At 70.6% G+C, this 22,261-nt stretch carries 20 protein-coding genes; 6 read left to right on the forward strand and 14 right to left on the reverse strand.

Features of this window, described 5'->3' with window-relative positions; genetic code table 11:
* Positions 1–51: 51 nt before the first annotated feature.
* On the reverse strand, positions 52–1,404 hold the full coding sequence (locus tag FNH21_RS04655) for an ABC transporter substrate-binding protein (protein WP_152812632.1): 1,353 nt from the start codon (positions 1,402–1,404) through the stop codon (positions 52–54).
* Between the two features lie 309 nt (positions 1,405–1,713).
* Positions 1,714–2,733: a LacI family DNA-binding transcriptional regulator gene (locus FNH21_RS04660; RefSeq protein WP_152812634.1), complete on the reverse strand. Its 1,020-nt coding sequence runs from the start codon at positions 2,731–2,733 to the stop codon at positions 1,714–1,716.
* A gap of 140 nt (positions 2,734–2,873) precedes the next feature.
* Here FNH21_RS04660 and FNH21_RS04665 point away from each other — a divergent pair, with 140 nt between their 5' ends.
* Positions 2,874–4,148 (forward strand): FAD-binding protein, encoded by a 1,275-nt coding sequence (locus FNH21_RS04665; protein WP_152812636.1) that lies wholly within the window; start codon positions 2,874–2,876, stop codon positions 4,146–4,148.
* Between the two features lie 21 nt (positions 4,149–4,169).
* Here FNH21_RS04665 and FNH21_RS04670 read toward each other — a convergent pair whose 3' ends face one another.
* Together FNH21_RS04670 and yczE are read right to left on the reverse strand one after the other, a co-directional pair.
* Positions 4,170–5,033, reverse strand: a complete 864-nt coding sequence (locus tag FNH21_RS04670; protein ID WP_152812638.1) for an MBL fold metallo-hydrolase — start codon at positions 5,031–5,033, stop codon at positions 4,170–4,172.
* Between the two features lie 134 nt (positions 5,034–5,167).
* Entirely contained in the window at positions 5,168–5,806 is a 639-nt protein-coding gene (gene yczE / locus FNH21_RS04675) for a membrane protein YczE (protein WP_152812640.1), read from the reverse strand.
* 61 nt (positions 5,807–5,867) lie between these two features.
* Here yczE and yczR point away from each other — a divergent pair, with 61 nt between their 5' ends.
* Positions 5,868–7,280: a MocR-like transcription factor YczR gene (gene yczR, locus FNH21_RS04680; RefSeq protein ID WP_152812642.1), complete on the forward strand. Its 1,413-nt coding sequence runs from the start codon at positions 5,868–5,870 to the stop codon at positions 7,278–7,280.
* Between the two features lie 36 nt (positions 7,281–7,316).
* Here yczR and FNH21_RS04685 read toward each other — a convergent pair whose 3' ends face one another.
* Genes FNH21_RS04685 through FNH21_RS04695 form a run of 3 tightly spaced genes read right to left on the reverse strand, consistent with a single transcriptional unit; the run spans position 7,317 to position 10,997 of the window.
* Entirely contained in the window at positions 7,317–9,875 is a 2,559-nt protein-coding gene (locus tag FNH21_RS04685) for an excinuclease ABC subunit UvrA (RefSeq protein ID WP_422108744.1), read from the reverse strand.
* 50 nt (positions 9,876–9,925) lie between these two features.
* Entirely contained in the window at positions 9,926–10,540 is a 615-nt protein-coding gene (locus FNH21_RS04690; RefSeq protein ID WP_152812644.1) for an NAD(P)H-dependent oxidoreductase, read from the reverse strand.
* Between the two features lie 52 nt (positions 10,541–10,592).
* Entirely contained in the window at positions 10,593–10,997 is a 405-nt protein-coding gene (locus FNH21_RS04695) for a RidA family protein (RefSeq protein ID WP_152812646.1), read from the reverse strand.
* 108 nt (positions 10,998–11,105) lie between these two features.
* Here FNH21_RS04695 and FNH21_RS04700 point away from each other — a divergent pair, with 108 nt between their 5' ends.
* Positions 11,106–11,606 (forward strand): MarR family winged helix-turn-helix transcriptional regulator, encoded by a 501-nt coding sequence (locus tag FNH21_RS04700; protein ID WP_152812648.1) that lies wholly within the window; start codon positions 11,106–11,108, stop codon positions 11,604–11,606.
* 140 nt (positions 11,607–11,746) lie between these two features.
* Here FNH21_RS04700 and FNH21_RS17395 read toward each other — a convergent pair whose 3' ends face one another.
* Positions 11,747–12,556 (reverse strand): ANTAR domain-containing protein, encoded by an 810-nt coding sequence (locus FNH21_RS17395; protein ID WP_338403152.1) that lies wholly within the window; start codon positions 12,554–12,556, stop codon positions 11,747–11,749.
* 569 nt (positions 12,557–13,125) lie between these two features.
* On the opposite strand from FNH21_RS17395, the gene FNH21_RS04710 reads away from it, so the two are divergent.
* Positions 13,126–13,401 (forward strand): hypothetical protein, encoded by a 276-nt coding sequence (locus tag FNH21_RS04710; protein WP_152812652.1) that lies wholly within the window; start codon positions 13,126–13,128, stop codon positions 13,399–13,401.
* A gap of 24 nt (positions 13,402–13,425) precedes the next feature.
* On the opposite strand, the gene FNH21_RS04715 is transcribed toward FNH21_RS04710, so the two are convergent.
* Genes FNH21_RS04715 through pdhA form a run of 3 tightly spaced genes read right to left on the reverse strand, consistent with a single transcriptional unit; the run spans position 13,426 to position 17,301 of the window.
* Entirely contained in the window at positions 13,426–15,015 is a 1,590-nt protein-coding gene (locus FNH21_RS04715) for a dihydrolipoamide acetyltransferase family protein (RefSeq protein ID WP_152812654.1), read from the reverse strand.
* A gap of 1 nt (position 15,016) precedes the next feature.
* The gene (locus tag FNH21_RS04720) at positions 15,017–16,093 is read right to left on the reverse strand and encodes an alpha-ketoacid dehydrogenase subunit beta (protein WP_152812656.1); all 1,077 of its coding nucleotides are present in this window, start codon (positions 16,091–16,093) and stop codon (positions 15,017–15,019) included.
* Positions 16,090–17,301, reverse strand: coding sequence for a pyruvate dehydrogenase (acetyl-transferring) E1 component subunit alpha (gene pdhA / locus FNH21_RS04725; RefSeq protein WP_152812658.1), 1,212 nt, complete (start codon positions 17,299–17,301; stop codon positions 16,090–16,092). The genes FNH21_RS04720 and pdhA overlap by 4 nt, the downstream gene beginning before the upstream one ends.
* A 206-nt stretch (positions 17,302–17,507) precedes the next feature.
* Between pdhA and FNH21_RS04730 the strand changes: the two genes are divergently transcribed.
* Positions 17,508–17,951 (forward strand): Lrp/AsnC family transcriptional regulator, encoded by a 444-nt coding sequence (locus FNH21_RS04730; protein ID WP_055767641.1) that lies wholly within the window; start codon positions 17,508–17,510, stop codon positions 17,949–17,951.
* A gap of 79 nt (positions 17,952–18,030) precedes the next feature.
* Here FNH21_RS04730 and FNH21_RS04735 read toward each other — a convergent pair whose 3' ends face one another.
* On the reverse strand, positions 18,031–18,687 hold the full coding sequence (locus tag FNH21_RS04735; RefSeq protein ID WP_152812662.1) for a dihydrofolate reductase family protein: 657 nt from the start codon (positions 18,685–18,687) through the stop codon (positions 18,031–18,033).
* An 81-nt stretch (positions 18,688–18,768) separates the two neighbouring features.
* A complete protein-coding gene (locus tag FNH21_RS04740) occupies positions 18,769–19,995 on the reverse strand; it encodes a MalY/PatB family protein (protein WP_152812664.1) in 1,227 nt (408 codons plus the stop codon).
* A gap of 599 nt (positions 19,996–20,594) precedes the next feature.
* Here FNH21_RS04740 and FNH21_RS04745 point away from each other — a divergent pair.
* Positions 20,595–21,320 (forward strand): hypothetical protein, encoded by a 726-nt coding sequence (locus FNH21_RS04745; protein WP_152812666.1) that lies wholly within the window; start codon positions 20,595–20,597, stop codon positions 21,318–21,320.
* 135 nt (positions 21,321–21,455) lie between these two features.
* Here FNH21_RS04745 and FNH21_RS04750 read toward each other — a convergent pair whose 3' ends face one another.
* Positions 21,456–22,235, reverse strand: a complete 780-nt coding sequence (locus FNH21_RS04750) for an enoyl-CoA hydratase/isomerase family protein (protein ID WP_152814027.1) — start codon at positions 22,233–22,235, stop codon at positions 21,456–21,458.
* Positions 22,236–22,261: the final 26 nt, after the last annotated feature.

The raw sequence follows: 22,261 nt of genomic DNA on the forward strand, positions 1-22,261 counted from the left end.
AGGGACCGGGAGGCAGGGTGCCCGCCCTGGGGCGGGCACCCTGCCGGCAGGCTACGTGAGCGTGAAGCCCTGCTCGGTGGCGTACTGCTCGAGCGAGGCCTGCAGGTCGTCGAGTGCCTGGCTCGCGTCCTTCTCGCCCTGGACCATGGCGTAGATCTGCACCGTCAGCTGGTCGTAGGCGTAGTTCTGGAAGGGGCTGAAGGTGGCGCCCTCGTAGCCGGCAGCGGCATCGAGGAACACGTCCCTGTTGATCTGCTGCCCGCCGAAGAACTCGTACTCCTTGGTGGCGAACTCGTCGGATTCCAGGACCGGCGCGTAGGAGGGGAAGAGGGCGCCCGCGTCGACGCCGAGGTTCATGCCTTCCTCGTTCCCGAAGATGCCCATGGCCACCTTCGCGGCGAGCTCCTTGTCGGAGGCCTGCTCGGTCACCGCGAAGGTCGAGCCGCCCCAGTTGACCTGCACGGGGTTCGCAGCGTCCCACTGCGGAAGCGGCGCTGCACGCCAGACCGCGGTCGGGTCGGCGTCCGAGAGCCCCTGCAGGTACCCGGGCCCCCAGGCCGCCGCGAGATACACGGCGTAGGAACCATCGACCAGCTTGGTGTTGTAGTCGGCGGTGAAGGCGTCATCGGTGGCCACGAGACCGTCCTTGACGAGTCCCTCCCAGTACTCGAGCACCTTCTTGGCGCCGTCGTCGTTCACGTTGATGCCGATCTCCTGCGGGTTCGCGGAGTCGTACTCGAACGGGACGGACCCGGCCTGGGCGAAGAGCGCCTGGTTGAATGCGCGGCCATTGGTCGGGAAGTCGGCCATGACCGCGCCGTCACCCGAGGCCTTCAGGGTCTGCGCGGCCGCCTCGAACTCCTCCCAGGTGGTCGGCACCTCGATGCCCGCGGCGTCGAAGATGTCCTGGCGGTAGAGCATGCCCATGGGTCCGCCGTCGACCGGGATCGCATACACGGCGTCGCCGCTCGATGCGTCCTCCCAGGCACCCTCGGCGTAGTCCCCCTCGACGTCGTTCGCGCCGAACTCGGTCAGGTCCACGAGGGCGTCGCGGATGGTGAAGCTGGAGAGGACCTCGGACTCGAGCTGGATGACGTCCGGGGCTCCGGACCCGGACTCGATCGACGTCGAGAACTTCGTGTACTCGTCATTGCCCTGACCTGCGTTCGTCCAGCAGATCTGGACGTCGTCGTTGGCGTTGTTGAAGGTGTCGACCACCTGGTCGAAACCGGGGTACCAGGCCCAGACGGTCACCTGGGGAGCCTCGGCGTTGACGACGGTGTTGGTGCAGGAGGCCGCTTCGGAGCCCCCTCCTCCGCCGCCGGATTCCCCTCCGGAGCAGCCGGTCAGTGCTACGGCGGTGGCGGCGACGATGCCGACCGATGCCAGGAACGTGGCTTTCATATCGTGTGCTTCCTCTCGCGGTGGCGTTCCACCGTGGCCAGCCCGTGGGCGGCCGGTCCAGGTCCTGCAGGGAGGAGGATCACCGGGGCACCCGGATGGCGTGCCCGCTCGAATCTTCCTTGATCCGGGTCCCGTCCTCCTGCGCGTCGACCTCCGGTGGAGAGGTGTGGAGCAGGGCTTGGTTCCGTCGTTTACATCGTTGTAGGTAAACGATGTAGAAGAAGCATGCAGAGTGAGGCCGGTCACTGTCAAGCAGGTGCTGCGGGAATCCTCCCCGGCGTCGGCACCATGACCCGCGGCGCGGGCAGCTCAGCCGGGCAGCGCGGAGGACTCGCGCTCGATCACCTGGTAGCGGGCTTCGAACTCGCGGGGAGGCACATCACCGTCGCGCCGGGAGATCCGCTCCTGCAGCACCCGGACCGCGGTGTCCGCGATCTCGAGCCTGCCCGGGTCGATGGTGGAGAGGGTCGGCAGGGAGTACCGCCCCTCGTCGAGGTCGTCGAACCCGATGACGGCGACGTCGTCGGGGATCCGCAGCCCCGCCTCCTGCAGCACCCGCATGGCACCGAGCGCCAGGGTGTCGTTCATGCCGAACATCGCGTCGAACTCCACCCCCGATTCGAGGAGCTCGCGCATGGACGTCGCCCCATTGGCACGGTGCCAGAAGGTGGTGTAGCCGACGAGGGCGGGATCGAAGGGGATCCCCGCCTCCTCCAGTGCCTGCTGGTAGCCGCGCAGGCGGAGACCGGCCGAGCCGATCACCTCACCCCGGTGGCCGCCGACGACGGCGATGCGGCGCCGGCCCTTGGAGATGAGATGCGCCGTCGCGGCCCGCGCCGATTCCACGTTGCTCATGGTCACGTGGTCGGTGGGGCCGCCGAAGATCCGTTCGCCGAGCAGGACGAGCGGGAAGTTGACGTCGAGGTAGTGGGCGTCCTCGTTCGACATGCCGAGCGGACTGAAGAGCAGGCCGTCGGTCATCTGCAGCCGTGGGCTCCGCAGGATCTCCAGCTCGCGTGCCCGGTCACCGCCGCCGGTCTGCTCGATGAGGACCTTGAGCCCCCGCCGCTCGGCGGCCGTGATGACGGCATCGGCCAGTTCGGCGAAGTAGCTGAGGGACAGCTCGGGGACGGCGAGGCCGATCACGCCGGTCCTGCCGGACCGGAGGCTGCGTGCCGAGAGGTTGGGGCTGTACCCGAGCTCGTCGATGGCCTCCATGACCCGCTGCTTGGTGTCGGCCCGGATGTGCTGGTAGTCGTTGATGACGTTCGAGACGGTCTTGATCGAGACGCCGGCCGCCAGGGCGACGTCCTTCAGTGTGGCCGCCATTGCGCTCCCTCGATCCACCGGTGATGCCCTGCACGTCACGCGTCCCGCGAGTCTACAACGTTGTAGGATTGCCGGGCACCCTACCGCTTGTGTCCTGCGGCTCCTTTCCCGCCGGCGCGACCCTGCCAGACAAGGACACCATGATCGAGGAACAGGTACGGGACCGGCTCAACTGGGCGGGAAACCATGCGTATGCCGCCGAGGCGATCGCCCACCCCACCACGCTCACGGAGCTGCAACGGGCCGTCACGGGAAGCACCCGCGTCAGCGCCCTCGGCTCCCGCCACTCCTTCAACGACATCGCGGACAGCCCGGGCACCCTCGTGTCGCTGGACGTCATGGACCCGGCCGTCTCGGTCGATCCGGAGGCCCTCACGGTCACGGTCGGCGCGGGAGTGCGCTACGGCGTCCTCGCCGAGCACCTGCAGCGCCGCGGCTACGCCCTGCACAACCTCGCCTCCCTCCCCCACATCTCCATCGGTGGCGCCATCGCGACCGCCACCCACGGATCGGGGGACCGCAACGGGAACCTCGCGACCGCCGTCGTGGGCCTGGAGCTCGTCACGGCCTCCGGTGACGTCCTCACCGTCACACAGGGGGACGACGATTTCGACGGCATGGTGGTGGGCCTCGGCGCCCTCGGGGTCGTCCACCGCGTGACGCTGCGCATCGAGCCGACCTTCGAGGTCCGCCAGGACGTATTCACGGACGTCCCGTGGGACGCCGTGCTCGCCGACTACGACGCCGCCACCTCCGCCGCCTACAGCGTCAGCCTCTTCACGGACTGGACCGGCGGCACCATCGGTCAGGCCTGGCTGAAGAGCCGCGTGGACAGCGGGACCGCGGTCCCCACGGACTTCTTCGGCGGCACCCCGGCAGAGGCCGCCCTGCACCCCGTGCCGGGCGTGGCCGCGGACCACTGCACGCAGCAGCTCGGCGTCTCGGGCCCGTGGTCGGACCGCCTGGCCCACTTCCGCCTCGCCTTCACCCCCAGCAACGGCGAGGAACTGCAGACCGAGTATCTCGTGGGCCGCGAACACGCCGTCGCGGCCATCGAGGCCGTGCGCGCCCTCGCGCCACGCATCACGCCGCTGCTGCAGGTCTCGGAGATCCGCTCGATGGCCGCGGACGGGCTCTGGCTCAGCAACAACTACCAGCGGGCCGGCATCGGCCTCCACTTCACCTGGAAGCCCGCCCAGCCCGAGGTCGAGGCGCTGCTGCCGGAGATCGAGGCCGCCCTGGCGCCGTTCGCCATGCGTCCGCACTGGGGCAAGCTGTTCACTGCTGATGCCGCCCGGCTGGCCCCGCTGTATCCGCGCTTCGACGACTTCCGCGCCCTGGCGGCACGCATGGATCCCGAGGGCAAATTCCGCAACGCCTTCCTGGACCGGACCGTCTTCGGCTCGACCGCCTAGGTCCTCGGACCACCCGGCCGGTCAGTGCTTGCGCGTCAGCCAGGTCCAGTGGGCCAGGGTGCGGAGGCGGATCAGGAGCGCCCTCGACTGCTCGGGGCCGTACGGGAGGATCGGGATGGCCTTGGTCATGTCCACGGAGGCCTCGTCCATGGCCAAGCGCGTCACCCTGATGGCACTGCGCATCTTGTTCATCTGCGTGGTGACCTCCGCGACGCCGACGGGAGCTCCGTGACCGGGGACGAACACGTCGTAGAGGTCCTCCAGCGCCACCATCTTCCCGAGCGTCCGCACCCAGTCCACGGGGAAGGAGTCCTCGAACGCCGGATCCGCGCCCTCCTCCACGAGGTCACCCGTGAAGAGGACGTTCCCGGCGCCGACGAGCAGATCGTGGTCCGTGTGGCCGCGGCCGAGGTGGAAGAGCGTCACCGACACCTCCCCCAGGTCGAGGTCCACGGGCGTGCCCTCCACGAGCCGGTTGGCCGGGAGGATCTGCGTGTGGACGCCGTCGCCCGTGCCCATGGCCGGTTCGACGGCGGCGACCAGCGTCCGCTGGTCCTCGCCGGTCTCACCCTGCGCGGCGCTGCACCTCGCGGTGGCCCAGAACTCCTCCACACCCTGCGCGGCGAAATAGGCGTTGCCGAAGAAGTGGTCCGCGTGCGCGTGCGTGTTGACCACGATCAGGGGCAGATCGGTGATGCCCCGGACCTGCGCGTACACCTCGGCGGCCCCGACGGGACCCGCACCGGCGTCGACCACCAGGGCGCGCTCGCGCCCGACGACGAGGCCCGCGTTCATCCGGAAGCCGGGAGTCGGGAGCTGGTAGATGCCCGGCGCGAGCTCGCGCCAGGGGCTGCGGGTCTCGGCGCTGGGGACGTCGGTGGTCATGGGGTCCTCTCGGTCGCGGCAGGACTCCCAGTCTAGGTCGGCCGGGTCCGCCCGCCGGGGAGCAGGCCGTGACCTCGTGGCGCGAGGAGCCGACCCGGCGACCCCACCGGGCGTCGGAGCCGGGATCTGCAGCGTCAGGTCCCGGCAGTCGCGGTGTCCGGGGCGGTGTCCGGGGCGGGCCGCGGGCGTTCCGGCACCCGGAAGACCGGCAGGGCGAGGTTGATCAGCGGCCCGATGAGGAGCGCGAAGGCGACGGTGCCCAGCCCCACGGTCCCGCCGAGCAGCCAGCCCAGCACCAGCACCGTGCCCTCGATGCCGGTGCGGACGAGCCAGATGGGCAGGCCGCTGCGCGCGTGGATGCCCGTCATCAGTCCGTCGCGCGGTCCGGGCCCCAGGCGGGCACCGATGTAGAGGCCGCTGGCGACGGCGAGGAGCACCAGGCCGCCGGTGAACAGCAGGATCCGCGCCCACAGCTGGGTGGGCTCGGTGAGCAGTGCCAGGCCGATCTCCGCGCTCGGCCCCACGAGCGCGACGTTGAGGACGGTGCCGATGCCCGGGCGCTGCCGCAGCGGGATCCAGAGGAGCAGGACGATCAGACCGATGATGTTGGTCATGAAACCGAAGGGGATGCCGGTCCGGAGGGACCCGCCCTGCCCGAGGACGTCCCAGGGCGAGACGCCGAGCGTCGCCCGGATCATCATCGCGAGGGACAGGCCGTAGAGGAAGAGTCCGAGCAGGAGTTGCAGTCCGCGCCGGACACCGAGGAAGGTCATGCCTTCAGTACAACGTGTAATTGGACTGACAACAAGATGCCAATTGTGAAATGGTGGCTCCATGATGGTCCTCACCGCGCGGCGCCTCGCCGCGGAACTCGGCTCCTGGCGGACCGCCGGGCCCGCTTACGCGGCACTGGCCGACCGCATCCGCCTGCTCACCCTCGACGGCCGGATCCCCCTCGGGTCACGGCTACCGGCCGAACGGGAACTCGCGGTGCAGCTCGCGGTCAGCCGCACGCTCGTCGCCGCCGCCTACGCGCGCCTGCGCTCGGCCGGGTACGTGCAGAGCACGCGCGGCTCGGGATCCGTGGTGGCGATGCCGGGACGCGGCGCCCCGGCGCACGACGACGGCGGCTCCGGCGTCGTGCTCGACCTCAGCAAGGCAGCACTGCCCGCCGCCCCGCAGGTCGGTGAAGCAGCCGTACGTGCCGCCTCCGAGCTGCCCGCCTACCTCAACGGTGACGGCTACGACCTGCTCGGCCTCCCCCGGCTGCGGCAGGCCCTCGCCGACCGGTACACCGCCCGCGGCGTGCCGACCGAGCCCGGGCAGCTCATGGTGACCCTCGGCGCGCAGCACGCCATCTCGCTCCTCGCGCGGACCTGGCTCACGCGCAGCGACACCGTCCTCGTCGAGGCCCCGAGCTATCCGCACGCCTACGAAGCGCTCCGCGCGGCCGGCCGGCGGCTCGTCCCCGTCTCCGTCGGCGCGGGGGACGGCTGGGACGACGACGGCCTGGAGCAGGCCTTCGACCGGGCACGGCCCGCCCTCGCCTACGTGATGCCGGACTTCCACAACCCCACAGGGGCCGTGATGCCGCCCGGACAGCGCGAGCGCCTCATGTCCGCCGCGGCCCGGGCCGGCACGGTGGTCGTGGCGGACGAGACGATGGCCGAGCTGCGGATCGAGGGCGACGCCGAGCCGCCCCTCGCGGCGTTCGGTCCCGCCGTGCTGATCGGCTCCATGGGCAAGACCGTCTGGGGCGGGCTGCGCATCGGCTGGATCAGGGCGGAGCGCGAGGTGATCCGGCGGCTCGTGCAGTCCCGGTACGCGCAGGACCTCGGGACGCCGATCCTCGAGCAGCTGATCGCCCTCGAGATGCTCGGCGACTACGACGCGCTGCTCCGGTTCCGGGCGCAGCAGCTCGCCGACGGACAGCGGGAGCTCGGCCGGCTCCTCGCCGCACAGCTGCCGGGGTGGGACGTACCGCGCGTCTCGGGCGGCCTCTGCACCTGGGTCAATCTCGGCGCCCCGGTCAGCTCCGAACTCGCCCTCGCCGCGCGCGACCGCGGCCTGCTGCTGGGAGCCGGGCCCCGCTTCGGCATGGACGGCGTGTTCGAGCGCTTCCTCCGCGTCCCCTTCAGCTATCCGGCCGAGGACACCCGACGGGCCGTGGGAATCCTCGCCGGGGCGTGGGCAGCCCTCGACGGCAGCAGGTCCGCGCGCGACGACTTCGCCCCCGCACTGGTCTAGCGGGCGCACCGGCACCGCGGCGCGGACCCGGTCGCGTCACAGCTGGTGCGCGGGCGCCGCCCGATGACTTGCCAGATGGAGTGCGAGATAGGGCGCCGTGGCGCTCGTCCCCGCGTCGAGGCGGGCGACGTCAGCAGGCGTCCCCGTCGCGACGATCGACCCGCCCGCCGAACCGCCTCCGGGCCCGAGGTCGATCACCCAGTCGGCCGCGGCCACCACGGACATGGTGTGCTCCACGACCACGACGGTGTTCCCCGCGTCCACGAGCGTGCGCAACTGGGCGAGGAGCAGGACGACGTCGGCCGGGTGCAGGCCCGTGGTCGGCTCGTCGAGCAGGTACAGGGTGTGCCCGCGGCGGGCGCGCTGCAGTTCCGTGGCGAGCTTGATCCGCTGGGCCTCGCCCCCGGACAGCTCGGTGGCCGGCTGGCCGAGGCGGAGGTAGCCCAGGCCCACCTCGCGGAGCGTGGCGAGGGAGCGCGCTGCGGCGGGGACGTTCGCGAGGAAGCCGGCGGCGTCGTCGACCGTCAGGGCGAGCACGTCGGCGATGCTGCGGCCGTCCAGCGTGACCGAGAGCGTCTCCTCGTTGTAGCGCGCGCCGTGACAGGTGGGGCACGGCCCGTAGCTCCCGGGCAGGAAGAGCAGCTCGACGGACACGAAGCCCTCGCCCTGGCACGTCTCGCAGCGGCCGCCCTGAACGTTGAAGGAGAAGCGACCCGCTCCGAAGCCCCTGGCCCGGGCCTCGTCCGTCGCGGCGAAGGCCTTCCGCACGGCGTCGAAGAGCCCCGTGTAGGTGGCGAGGTTGGATCGCGGCGTCCGCCCGATCGGCTTCTGGTTGACGCTGACGAGCCGGTCGACGGCCTCGAGGCCGCTGATGCCCGCCACTGGCGGCTCTGCCGCGCCGGCCTGACTGTCGGCGTCGTCGTCGATCTCCTCCGGGGTGTCGTTGCGCACGTGCGCCCCGACGGCCTCGGCCAGGACCGTACTGACCAGGGTCGACTTCCCGGAACCGGACACCCCGGTGACCGCCGTCAGCACGCCGACCGGGATCTCGGCGTCGAGTCCCGCGAGGTTGTGGCGGTGGATGCCGGTCAGGCGCAGCCAGCCCGCGGGCGAACGCGGGGCGGGAGGACCGGCGTCCGCGGATCCGCTTCCGGCGAGGAACGGTGCCGTCACCGATGCCGGGATGGCGGCGAGGCCGTCGACCGGGCCGCTGTAGAGGACGGTGCCACCGCCCTCGCCCGCGCCCGGGCCCACGTCGACGATCCAGTCCGCGTGGCGCACCACGTCCATGTTGTGCTCGACGACGAACACCGAGTTGCCGGCGTCCTTGAGCTCCTCGAGGACGGCCAGGAGCGGCTCGACGTCGGCCGGATGAAGGCCCGCCGAGGGCTCGTCGAGGACGTAGACCACGCCGAACAGGCCGGAGCGGAGCTGGGTGGCGATCCGGAGCCGCTGCATCTCCCCGGGTGAGAGCGTGGGCGTGGCGCGGCCGAGGCTGAGGTACCCGAGCCCGAGGTCCACGAGCGTGCCGAGCCGCTGCACGAGGTCCCTGCTGATGGTCACCGACACCTCCGTCCCCTCCCCCGAGGTCCACGACCGGTGTGCGGCGGACGGGTGGACGAGGGTCGCTGCCGGTTCGAGGTGCGCAGCCAGCTCCGCCAGCGGCAGGGCGTTGGCCGCGGCGATCGAGAGGCCGGCGAACGTCACCGCGAGCGCCTCCGGCCGCAATCCGCTCCCGCCGCAGACCCCGCACGGCCCGGATTCCATGAAGGGCAGCACGCGCTCGCGCATCTGCTGGCTCTTGGAATCGTGCAGGGTGTGCAGCACGTAGCTCTTCGCGCTCCAGAAGCGCCCCTTGTAGGGCTTGGCCACGCGGTCCCGCTGCGGGGTCACCTCGACGACGGGCTGCTCCTCGGTGAACAGGAGCCACGTCCTCGCGTCCTCGGGCAGCTCACGCCAGGGGACGTCGATGTCGTGACCCAGTTCGCTCACGACGTCGCGCAGGTTCTTGCCCTGCCAGGCGCCCGGCCAGGCGGCGATGGCGCCGTCGCGGATGCTGAGCGTCGGATCGGGCACGAGGGACTGCTCCGTGACGTCTCGGGCTATGCCGAGCCCATGGCAGCGCGGGCAGGCGCCGGCCGCAGTGTTCGGCGAGAAGGCGTCGGACTCGAGCCGTCCGGCGGCGTCCGCCGGGTATGTGCCGGCCCGGGAGTAGAGCATCCGCAGGGAGTTGGACAGCGTGGTCAGCGTGCCGACGGTCGAGCGGGCGCTCGGGGTGCCGCGCCGCTGCTGGAGGGCGACGGCGGGAGGCAGCCCGGTGATCGAGGCGACATGCGGGGTGTGGCCCTGTTGGATGAGCCGCCGCGCGTACGGGGCCACCGACTCCAGGTAGCGGCGCTGGGCCTCGGCGTAGATGGTCCCGAACGCGAGGGAGGACTTGCCCGAGCCGGAGACACCCGTGAAGGCGACGACGGCGTCCCGGGGGCAGTCGACGTCGACTCCGCGCAGATTGTTCTCGGTGGCGCCGAGGACCCGGACGAAGCCGGGTCGGCTGGTCGGCGTGCCGGAGGGGATGCTTTCGGTCGATTCGATCACCGGTCCCACCCTACGGTCCCCCGCGCCCCCGGGCGCACCTCCCCCGGGCTTCAGCCCACCATGCGCGCATCGAGGGAGGTGCGCCGGATGCCGGCCGCGACCCGCGTCGTCGCGGCGACGACCGCTGCCTCGACCGCTGCACGGTCGGTGGACTCGGATTCGTGGATGAAGGCCGTGGTCCCATGGCGCATCCCGCAGAACCCGATGATGCCCTGCTCGATCTGCGTGGCGAACGACGTCGCGTACCCGTGCCGCCTGATCGACTCCTCCTCGGTTCCGGCCAGGGGAAGCAGGTGCATGGTCAGATGCTGGAGCAGGGGCCGCACCGGACCGTCGCCGTCGTCGTCGAAGGCCCACCCGCCGATGAAGACCCGGTCGATCCACCCCTTGAGGATCGCCGGCATGGACCACCAGTACAGGGGGAAGACGAGCACCACGTCCGTCACGGCGTCGAGCCGTTCCTGCTCGCGCAGGACGGACGGTTGGGGCTGCCCTGCACCGCGGTACAGCCGCCGGTCCTCGACGGTGAAACGGGGATCGAACTGCTCCTGGTCCAGGTGGGCGAACTGCGGCTGCTGCCCCTCGAGCAGTCCGCCGAGGCGGTCGGCGACGTGATGCGTCAGGGAGCCCTGATCGGGGTGCGCCGTGACGATCAGGACCGTCATCGGGGGCACCTGCTGGGCCTGGTGCTCGCGAGACCGCCCTCGGACACGGCCCTCACGGGATGACCGCCGTCACCTCGGCCTCGATGAGGATGCAGGGCTCGAAGAGGATCTCGACACCGATGAGCGCAGCAGGGACTGCGGGGATCGAGAACTCCTCACGCGCCCGGTCCATGCCCTCGGTGAAGGCCCCGTACATCTCCCGCTTCCAGCCCGCGGCGTACCACGTGAAGCGGACGACGTCGTCGAAGGTCGCCCCGGCGGCCGCGAGTGCCTTCGCGACGTTGCGGTGCACCTGGACGATCTGTCCGGCGAGATCTCCCGGCGCGACCAGCCGCCCCTCCGCGTCCCAGGCCACCTGCCCGGCGATGTGCACCTGCCGCGAGCCGGACGCGACGGCCACGTGGTGGTAGAGCGGGACCGAGATGTGGTTCTCCGGGTTGATCAGGGTGACGGGCATGGCATGTCCTTCGGGTCGGGGATCGAGGTGACTCAATGAGTTCAAGCGTGAAGTGATTCAAGCATGACTTCATGCGTGAAGTCAAGGGACCGCCGATACGATGGATGCATGGTTTCCTCCTCGAGCATCGACCCCGTAGGCAGCGCGTCGGAGCCCGTCGCTTGGCTGTCCCCCGACGAGAAGGAAGCCTGGACCGGGCTGGTGTCGCTGGTGCTCCTCATGCCCGGACGCCTCGAATCACCCCTGCAGCAGGAAGCCGGCCTGACCCTGTTCGACTACCTGACCCTCAGCCACATCTCGGAGACACCGCACCACGAGATCCGCATGAGTGATCTCGCCTACCTCGCGAACGGCTCCCTGTCCCGGCTGTCCAACGTGGTGAAGCGCTTCGAGCAGCGGGGGTGGGTGACGCGATCGCCCGATCCGGCCGACGGGCGCTACACCCTCGTGGCGCTCACCGCCCCGGGCTTCGACGTCGTCGTGGCAGCGGCGCCCACGCACGTCCGGGCCGTCAGGGAGTCGGTCCTCGACCCGCTGGACGAGGACGACCAGCGTGCCCTCGCCGTGATCGCCCGGAAGCTCCGCACCCGGCCCGAGGACCTGGCGTAGCCGGAGGGCCGAGGCCGTCTGCAGAGCCTGCCGCGGGTGATCGACGGTGCGGATTCGGCGAGTGGTCCGGCGGACGCGAGAGGTCGCAACAGCAGTCACTCCTGGCTTGCGCCTCGAGGGTGATCGGGTCCGGTGCACGGCTATTCGTCGCTGGGAGGTGCTGCGGCCTGGTAGATGATGGCGGCTGCGACGTCCTTCAGCCTGACATTCGTGTCGTTGGACAGTCTCTGCAACCGGAGGAAAGCCTCTTCGCCGGTGCAGTGATGCTGGGCCATGAGAACACCCTTGGCCTGCTCGATACCGGCCCGCGAGTTCATCGCTTCCTGCAGTTGTTCCACCTCTTGGCGCGCGGATCGGTAGAGACCGGAGGTCACCATGGTCGCCGCCGAGTATTCCGTGAACCGCTGATGCCGGTCCGCGTAGGGTGCGTCCGGATCAGCTTTGAGGTATTCGAGGAGACGGACGAGGTCCTCGCGGTGCTCGGTGACGTCGTGCACCTCCTGCAGGAGAGCGACCACTCGACCGCTGCCGTCCAGCACCGGGCTGTTGACCGGACTCCAGTACCGCTCGAGGAAGGCGCCGGGGCGGGCAGGATCAGGGATGTCGAACCGGTGGAGGAGCATGCTGTCCCTCTGTCCGGTCCTCTTCACCCGTTCCAGTGATTCGCGCATCACCCTGGCCGGCTCCTGACCGGATTGCGACGGGCTCTCTGCGAACACCTCGAAAGCCTGGCGCCCGACGAGGTCAGCGGCAGAGATCCCTACCAACTCTGCGAACGCTGGATTCACGTCGAGGATCACGTACTCGGGATCCATCAGGGAATATGCCGACGACGTCGCGTCGAAGATACCCCGAGCATGAGCTGTGATCCGATCAACCTCTTCTTCCGCGCCTGCACTGCCGTACCGCTCCACGCTGCGTCCCTCGCTCTTCGTCCAACACCTCGACACTCTTCAATCGAGACCGATGTCAGAACGTTCAACCCTAACCGCAGGCCTCATCCTCCAGGCCGGAAAATATGCGCCTATGCATCCCTGACGGACTATGGTCGCGCTCACTGCTCGTGCGCCTGCTGGTCACAGAACGATGCCGGCCCATCCCAGGACCCCGAGCACCAGCCCCCTTTCGATCACTCGACTGCTGAGGGACGTCCTGAGCAGCTGAGGCTTCTCCAGGCACCCTGCCCGGTCGAGCAGCGGCCGACGTGTCAGGTTGTCACGGAGGTGGTGGAACCTCGCTCACCGCCTCTCCCCCGCAGGTGCTGACAGCAACAGTCGTCGATCGACGTCTTCCATGGAGTCACGTTCCGGCGTGTGATCCCAAGAGAGCCCGAGGTACCACCTCCGCCACATGATCCTCGTGCGGGTTCTCCAAGGATGGTGCCGGAACAGCACACCGGGGTCTCGGTACTGCCCGGGGCGAGGCTGCGGATCATAAATCGCGCCGTCATCGAGCGGAAGGCATCGACCGGCACGATCCGCACGTCGCGACCGACTGCACGCGTTCCTAGGCTGGAGTGATGGCTGACATCAACGAAGAGTTCCCGACGCTGGACGATCTCAACCCCGACAACGACGCCCTGCCGCGGCCCTCGCCCCGGACCCACGGCAAGTCCGACGACCACGTGGACGACGACGCCCTCGCGCTCGCCACCGAACGCGAGGAAGTGGCCCTGGGCCTGAAGGACTACGTGCCGGACGACGTCCCCGACGCCACGGATCCGCTGCCCCCGGAGGCCGCTCCGGAGGCCGACCTCGCGCAGCGCGGTCTGCTGGAAGACCCCGGCAGGGGCTGACCGGACAGCGTCGTCCGCGGCCGGTCAGAGGTCGGCCAGCATCCCGCCGGGGTTCTCCATCGCGTCGGCGACGAAGCGGAGGAACCCGCCGGCCGTCCCGCCGTCGCACACCCGGTGGTCGAACGCGAGCGTCAGCTCGGTCACCTTCCGTACGGCGAGCTCACCGTCGACCACCCAGGGGCGGTCGATGATGCGTCCCATGCCGAGGATCGCCGATTCCGGGTAATTGATGATCGCGGCGCTGCCATCCACTCCGAAGACGCCGTAGTTGTTCAGCGTGAAGGTGCCGGAGGATAGATCGGACGGCGTCGCCTTCCCGGCACGCGCCAGGGCGGCCAGCCGCCGGATCTCGTTATCGAGTCCACGCGCCGACAGGGTGTCGGCGCGTCGGACGCTCGGCACCACGAGACCTCGGTCGGTCTGGGCCGCGATGCCGAGGTTCACGCCGTCCACGCGCACGAGCTCCTGCGTGCCGTCCTCGCCCGTGGTGATCCTGCTGTTCAACTCGGGATAGTGCGCCAGGCCCGCGACCACGAAGCGCGCCACGAAAGCGAGGATGCCGGGGACGGCGTCGGGCGTGCGTCGCTTGATGCCGTCGCGGAGTTCGACGAGGGCCGTGACGTCGACGTCCACCCATACGGTCGCCTCGGGGATCTCCCGCCGGCTCCGCGACATGGCGTCCGCGATCGTCCGCCGCACGCCGCGCAGTGGTGTCCGCTCGAGGATGGCGAGGCCGGACCGTGAGTCGCGGGACGTCGATGGCTCCGCAGGGGGCGCGGCCGCTTCGGGACCATCCGCCAGGCCGGAGGGGATGACGTGCGCGGCGATGGCGGCATCGATGTCGCGCCGGAGGATCAGGCCCTTCTCCCCCGACCCGAGGACGTCGTCGAGCTTGATCCCGTGGTCGCGGGCGAGCTTGCGCACGAGCGGCGAGACGCACAGGGGTGCGCGTCGCTCGTGAGCCTCACCCGGGTCCGTCGAGGCGTGAGCCGGCCTCCCGGCCGGAGTGCGAGCCGGACCCTGGGTCGGCGCCCGCCCGGCGACGTGTGCGGATGCGCTCGCCGGGCTGCTCGTCGAATCCACAGCACCTACGAGCGCCGGTCGCGTGCCTGTCGGGGCCGCACCTTTGCGCGGTCGCGTCCGGCCGCCGGTCAGCCCACCCGGGGTGCCGTAACCGATGAGGACGTTCCCCGACCCCTCGCTCACGACCGGTGGCTGCTCGTCGGGGCGTGTCGCGGACGCCGGGACACCGGAATCCTCGCGAAGCTCCTCGGCGGCGCCGTCGATCGCCGCGGCATCAGAGGTGACTGCGGCATCGGGGGTAGCTGCGCCGGATCCTGTCGCGGGAGCCCCCTCGGGCCGCACGGACAGGAAGGGGGCGCCGACGTCGAGCACCTCGCCCGGCCGCCCGTGGAGGACGGCGACCGTTCCCGCGAAGGGGGACGGTACCTCCACCACGGACTTGGCGGTCTCGACCTCGGCGATCGCCTGGTCGACGGCGACGGTGTCCCCCTCCGCCACGAGCCAGGACACCAGCTCGGCCTCCGTGAGGCCCTCCCCCAGGTCGGGGAGCATGAAGACGAGGAGCTTCTCGGCAACGGTCGGCGTGCTCATCTCAGTCCTCCCACTGCAGCTGGTCGACGGCGTCCAGGATGCGGTCCACGCTCGGCAGGTAGAAGTGCTCCAGCTTGGGCGAGGGGTAGGGGATGTCGAAGCCGGTGACCCGGAGGACGGGTGCCGCCAGCGAGTGGAAGCAGCGCTCCTGCACGCGGGCCACGATCTCCGACGCCACCGACGCGAACCCGGGGGCCTCGGCCACGACCACGGCGCGGCCGGTACGCCGGACGCTCTCGCAGACGGTCTCGTCGTCGAAGGGCACGATGGAGCGCAGGTCGATGACCTCGATCGAGCGCCCCTCCTCGGCGGCGGCAGCCGCAGCGGCGAGCGCCGTGGGCACGGACGGACCGTAGGTGATGAGCGTGGCGTCGGTTCCCGCGCGGGCGACGACGGCGCGGCCGATCCGCCGGGGCGCCTGACCGTCGTCGTACGTGCGGCGGAGCTCCGCGAGGTCCACCTCCTCCTTGGACCAGTAGAGCTTCTTCGGCTCGAGGAAGACGACGGGGTCCGGGGAGGCGATCGCCTCGCGCAGCATGAAGTAGGCGTCGCGCACTGTCGCGGGCGCCAGCACGGTGAGGCCCGGCGTGTGCGCGTAGTAGGCCTCGGAGGAGTCGCAGTGGTGCTCCACGCCGCCGATCCCGCCGGCGTAGGGAATCCGGATGACGATCGGCAGGCGCACCTTGCCGCGGGTCCGGTTCGGCATCTTCGCGACATGGCTCACCACCTGCTCGAAGGCCGGGTAGGCGAAGGCGTCGAACTGCATCTCGACCACGGGCTTCATGCCGTTCATCGCCATGCCCACGGCCATGCCCATGATGCCGGCCTCGGCGAGCGGGGTGTCGAAGCACCGCTCCTCGCCGAACCGGGCGGTGAGTCCGTCGGTGATGCGGAAGACCCCGCCGAGCCTCCCGACGTCCTCGCCGAACATGAGCACGGCGGAATCGGCCTCCATGGCGTCCGCGAGGGCGGCGTTGAGGGCCTTCGCGAACGTCGAGGTGGATCGTGGTGCGGGTGGTACGACGCCGGCCTGCCGGTCCTGGGTTGCGCGGGCGGGCGCCTCCGTGGTCTGCGTCATGGCCGGTCCCCCGTCGCCTGGTCGCCGGCGCCGGGTGCGTCGCCGGCGTCGTCCGCAGCGGGGTCGGCGCCGCGCGCCAGTTCCTCGCGCAGCTGCTCCGCCTGCTCGCGCAGCTGCGACGTCTTCTCGGTGTACACGTACTCGAAGAGCTCTGCCGGATTCACGTCGACCTCCGTGTTGAGTCCCTGGCGGATGGCGGCCGCGATGCGCTCCGCCTCGTCGGAGAGCGTGCGCTCCCCGTCATCGGTCAGCAGGTTCAGGTCCCGCAGGTAGGTGCGCATCCGCAGGAGGGGATCGCGCGGCACCCACTGCTCGACGTCGTCGGCCGAGCGGTAGCGGGTGGCGTCGTCGGCGTTCGTATGCGCCTGCATGCGGTAGGTGTGTGCCTCGATGAGCGAGGGGCCCCCGCCGTCACGCGCGCGGTCCACGGCGGAGCCGAGGACGGAGAGGAGGGCAGCGAGGTCGTTCCCGTCCACCCGCTCGCCCGGCATGCCGTAGCCGATGGCCTTGTGCGCCAGCGACGGCGCCACGGTCTGGCTCGAGAGCGGCACCGAGATGGCGAACTCGTTGTTCTGGATGAAGAAGACCACGGGGACGTGGAACACGGCGGCGAAGTTCAGGGCTTCGTGGAAGTCCCCCTCGCTGGTCGCACCGTCACCGCACATGGCGAGGACCACGGTCGGCTCACCGCGCAGCTTCGCGGCGTGCGCCACACCGACGGCATGCAGCAGCTGGGTTGCGAGCGGGGTGGCCTGCGTGGCGACGCGGTGCTCGTAGGGGTCGTAGCCGCCGTGCCAGTCACCGCGCAGGAGCGTCAGGACCTCGAGCGGGTCGACGCCGCGCGTGATGACCGCGACCGTGTCACGGTAGGTGGGGAACAGCCAGTCCTCCTCGTCCAGCACGACGGCGGCGGCCACCTGGCACGCCTCCTGTCCGTGCGAGGACGGATAGACCGCCATGCGGCCCTGGCGCACGAGCGCGTTCGCCTGGTCGTTGATCCGGCGGCCCGTCACGAGCCGGCCGTAGACCCCGAGCAGGCGCTCACCGTCGGGGAGGGGGTAGCGGTCGTCGTGCGTGTGCCGCCCCGCGGGGTCGATCAGTTGCACCGGCCGGGCCGACGGGAGGAGCGCGCGGTCTGCCGCCGACGTCGTTCCGTCCTCCGCAGGCACGCCCATCATGCCCCTGCCCTCGTTCGTTGCCGTACTCATGTCCGCCTCCGTCACCGGCCGCTGCAGCGGCGCGTCGATCCCGCGCGCCGGGATCCCCGGCGCTGGATGCTGTGTCGCTCCAGTATGGCCAGCGGTCCTCTTTTGTATCCAGAGAGCAGCAGAAGTCTGGATGTTCGAATCCAGGAAGGAGTATTGTTTGGACGAATCGCTAGTGTGAGCTGGATTACGTGAAGGAGCGTGGACAGGTGGCGGACGGAAAACTCGACGACGTCGACCGGAGGATCCTCGCCGAACTGACGCGGGACGGACGGCAGTCCGTCACGTCGGTCGCCGAACGGGTGCACATCTCCCGCGCTCACGCTTATTCGAGGATCGCGAAACTCACCGAGGACGGCGTCCTCACCCGGTTCACGGCCATCATCGATCCCGCGAAAGCAGGCCTCCGCTCCTCCGCCTACGTCACCCTCAAGGTACGGCAGCACTCCTGGCGCGAGCTCCGGGACAAACTCCGCGACGTCCCGGAGATCCACCACATCGCCCTGGTGGGCGGGGACTTCGACGTCATCCTCCTGGTGCGGGCCGAGGACAACGTGGGCCTGCGGCGCGTGATCTTCGACCAGCTGCAGTCCATGCCCGGGGTGCTCGACACCCAGACGTTCCTGGTCTTCGAGGACCTCGACACGCGCTGAGGGCATCCGCCCTCGTGTCGCCGTTCCCGTCGGAGGACGGGCGGTCACGGTGGTCACCGCGGCCGGCGAGGACCGGCGGTCACCGCGCCCTGCGGGTGAGGATCAGATGGACCACGCCGCTGGGGGACGGCGTGGCTTCGATGGCGAAGCGCTGCTCGAGTCCTTCGAGAGAGTCCCAGAGGCGTTCGCCCCGCCCGAGGACGATCGGCACGAGGACGATGTGCAGGTGGTCGATGAGGTCGGCCTCGAGGAACGCGCGGACCGTGGTGACGCCGCCGCCGATCCGGACGTCGAGGCCTCCCGCCAGCTCGCGTGCCTGCGCGAGCGCCGCCGCCGGCTCCGCATCGACGAAGTGGAACGTCGTCCCACCCTCCATCTCGAGCACGGGCCGCGGATGGTGCGTGAGGACGACGACGGGCGTGTGGAAGACGGGATTCCCGCCCCACCACCCCTTCCACTCGTGGTCCTCCCAGGGGCCGCGGTGGGGTCCGAACTTGTTGCGGCCCATGACCTCCGCACCGATACCGGGTTTCCAGGCGCTCGCGAAGGCCTCGTCGACGCCGGAGGAACCCGCCGACTCCCCGTGCAGGCCCATCCCGCGGAAGGTGCGGGTCTCGAACGCCCATTCGACGAGCCGCGAGCCGGCATGCCCGAACGGGGCCTCGAGCGTCTGGCCCTCCCCGGTGCCGAACCCGTCGAGGGAGATGGAGAAGTTGTGCACGCGGACGAGGGACATGGCAGCTCCTGGGTGCTGGTGGCGTGGACCCACTGTAGGGCCCGCCGCGTCGCGGGTCACCCGATGCTGCACACCCGGCTTCTACCCGCCCGGCCGGGACATCTCGCGAACCTCCAGCGCCCGCGCCATCCGGTCCACCACTTCGGTGACGACGGCGCGCGATGTCGCGAAGTTCAACCGGACATGACCTCCCCCGCCGGCGCCGAAGACATGGCCCGAACTCAGGGCGACCCGGGCGTGGTCGAGGAAGAACCGTGCCGGACCGGCCAGGTCGGTCACGATACCCGGGGCACCGTCCGCGGCAGGGTCATGAAGGCCCAGCGGGCGGCAGTCCAACCACGCGAGGTAGGTCCCCTCGGGCGGACGCAGGCCGATCTGCGGGAGCCGCTCCCCGACGAGCTCGCGCAGCAGCGTCCTGTTGTCCGCCAGTCCTGCGAGCAGGGCGTCCAGCCAGGGCTCCCCCTCGTCGAAAGCGGTGGCGTGGGCGATGACGCCGAGGTGGCTAGCACCGTGTCCCACTTCCTCGGGCAGACGCCGGAGGTCGGCCGCCGCACCCGGACCGGCGACGATCAGCCCCGTCTTCAGGCCGGCCAGGTTCCAGGCCTTCGACGCGGCCACCACGGCGAAGCCGTCCTCCGCGCCGGCCACGCTCAGATAGGGCGTGAAGGCGGCACCCGCCAGGACGAGCGGGCTGTGGATCTCGTCCGAGACCACGCGGACGCCGTGGCGGCGCGCCAGGTCCGCCAGCTGCTCCAGTTCGGCGCGGGAGTGGACCGTGCCGGTCGGGTTGTGGGGGTTGCTCATGAGGTAGACGGCGGGCCTGCCTGCTGCACGGACCTCGCCGAACACGCGGTCGAGCGCTTCGTGGTCGAGCCGGCCCGCCTCGGTGCACGGCGCGTGCCTGATCAGGCGCTGGTCATGCTCCACGAACGCGTAGAACGGCGGGTAGACGGGTGCGCTGACGACGACGGTGTCGCCGGGCGACGTCAGGAGCCGGATCACCTCGACGATGCCGAGCATGACGTCGGGTGCCAGGGCGGTGTTCGCCGGATCGACGCCGGCCCAACCCCAACGCCGCGCGGCGAACCCCGCGTAGGCCTCGGCGAGTCCCCGCCCTGAGGGGTAGCCGGTGTCGCCGTGCTCGATGGCCTGTACGAGCGCGGCGGCGATCGGTTCGGCCAGTCTGACGTCCATCTCGGCGACCCACAGGGGAAGGACGTCCTCCGGGTAGGTCCGCCACTTGACGCTCGTGCGGCGCCGGAGGTCCTCGAGGGACAACTCCTCCAGCGGATTCGCGATACCGGCCATGGTGGCTCCTCCTGTGGGCGATGCGATGTCGCCAGCTTGCCATGCCTGATTCTGCTTCTGCTTCTGATTCTGCTTCTGATTCTGCTTCTGATTCTGCTTCTGCTTCTGCTTCTGCCGACCTTCGTCACGGTTCTCCCGCTACCTCGGCAGGGCTACCCATGGTGTTTGCTCCCCGCACCCCGGCATAATGACCGAAGCAGATCCGCGGGGCCGGGTTCGCGTGGTTCCACGTGGGGGAGAGAATGACTGGTTCAGGGAGCACCGGCGGTCAGGAGCACGACGACGGGAGGCGCCCGCACGGCGCAGGCGGGTCCGGCGTACCGCCGATTCCCCCGGGCCCGCTCGGGGGCGGTGCGACTCCCCCCGGCCCTTTCGACAATGGTCCGGGCCGCGGCGCGTCCTTCGATGATGTGCCGCGGACCGACGGCCCCCGCACGGAGAACCTGTGGGCGACACCCGGACCCGGCGACGCCGAGCAGCTCGTCGGGAGCCGGCCTTCCCCGCCGCAGTTCACAGGACCAGGTCAGGTTCCGCAGGGCACCGTCAGCGGCTATGCGCCAGGCCCTGGTGGCCCGCGTCCGCACAGGAAGGGCCTGCCGGTGTGGGGCTGGGTCCTGATCGGTGCCGGGACACTCGTGGTCGGCCTGATCGGTGTGGTGGTGGTCCTCGCCATCCTCGGTCTCGCCGCGACGTTCACCACCACAACGGCCTCCGAGACGGGGTTCGCCGCTCCGCCGTCGTCGGAAGTCCCTGGGGTCCCCGTCCCGGACGGCACCGGCCCCGACCCCGCCGCCGGCGCGATCGACGCTCCCGAGCAGCAACCGCTCGACACGTCCGCCTTCTTCACGGCCCCGCCGTCCTGGGCGCAGCCGCTGGAGACATGGACCATGGACGACATCCCGGCCGACGGCATCTCCACCTTCAGCAGCCCGAACGGCTGCGACCTCCTGCTGGAGCAGGCGTACATGCCGCCGCTCGAGGGTGACGGCGACCTCCTGAGTGACGCTCCTGCCACCTCGAGCTACATGGTCTACCTGCTCGAATTCTTCGCGGACCTCGAAGGCGGACCGACCGAGGGCGAGGCCGGCACCGTGCCCCTCAGCATCAACTTCGCCGGCGGACCCACCATGGACCTCTCGACGACGACGCTCCCGGGTCTCACCCTCGCGGGCGATACCGGGGTGCGCTACGTCGCGACCCGCGCCATGCCGGCGAGTGAGGGGGTGGTCAGCGCCGTCATGACCTGTCCGCAGGCCGTCCTCGACGCCGACCCTGCCTTCTTCTCCGAGGCGATGGCGCAGCTCTACATCCTGCCGACTCCCTAGGAGCCCTCCACCTCGACGCGCTAGGTTGCAGTCTGGTCATGGCCGCCGTCGTCGCGGGCACGTACCGGGGAGTCCGGACGTGTGCGCGATCAGTGCGTGGCAGGACCGGCGGCAACGCCCGGAACCGGGAGCCGATCAGCTGCCGAAGCGCGGAGCCCGCTTCTCCCGGAAGGCCGCGAGACCCTCGCGGTAGTCCTCGGACCTGCCGAGCACGGCCTGCGCGTCGTTCTCGCCGCGGATGGCGTCCCACAGGCCCAGGCGCTCGTCGCGGATCCGCCCGATGAGCTGCTTCGAGGCGACGAGGGACTGCAGCGGTCCGCCGGCGGCCCGGGCGGCCTTCGCCCTCGTGAGGTCGAGGAGGTCCGCCGCAGGCACCGCACGGCTGAAGAGGCCACCGGCCACGGCCTCCGCGCCGGTCATGAGGTCGCCGGTGTACATCAGGTCGAGGGCCCGGTGCGAGCCGAGCCGTTCCATGAACAGCCAGTGCCCGCCGGAGTCGAGCATCAGCCCGAGATTGGCGAAGGGCGAGCCGATCTTGGCGTCCTCGGCGACGTAGACGACGTCGGTCGCGATGAGCAGGCCGAGCCCGACGCCGAGGCACGCGCCCTGCGCCGCGGCGAACGTCGGAGCCGGGAAGTCGGCCATCTTCCGGAGCAGGGGCGTCAGGGTCACGTCGAGGAACTCGTACGCGTCATCGTCCTCGAACGTGATGGCCCCGAGGTTGCGGCCCGCGCAGAAGGCACGCCCCTCCCCGCGCAGCACCAGGGCTCGGACCGTGCCTTCCCGCACACCGGCTGCGGCGTCGTCGTACGCGGCAGCCAGGTCCTCGAGCGCCCGGGCATCGACGGCGTTGAGCCGGTAGGGCGCATCCAGCACCACGTCGGCGATGCCGTCGGCGATCGTCAGCCGGACCATGCTCGTGGCGGTGGTGTCCTGTGATG

The sequence above is a fragment of the Arthrobacter bussei genome (assembly GCF_009377195.2).
GTDB lineage: Bacteria > Actinomycetota > Actinomycetes > Actinomycetales > Micrococcaceae > Arthrobacter_D > Arthrobacter_D bussei.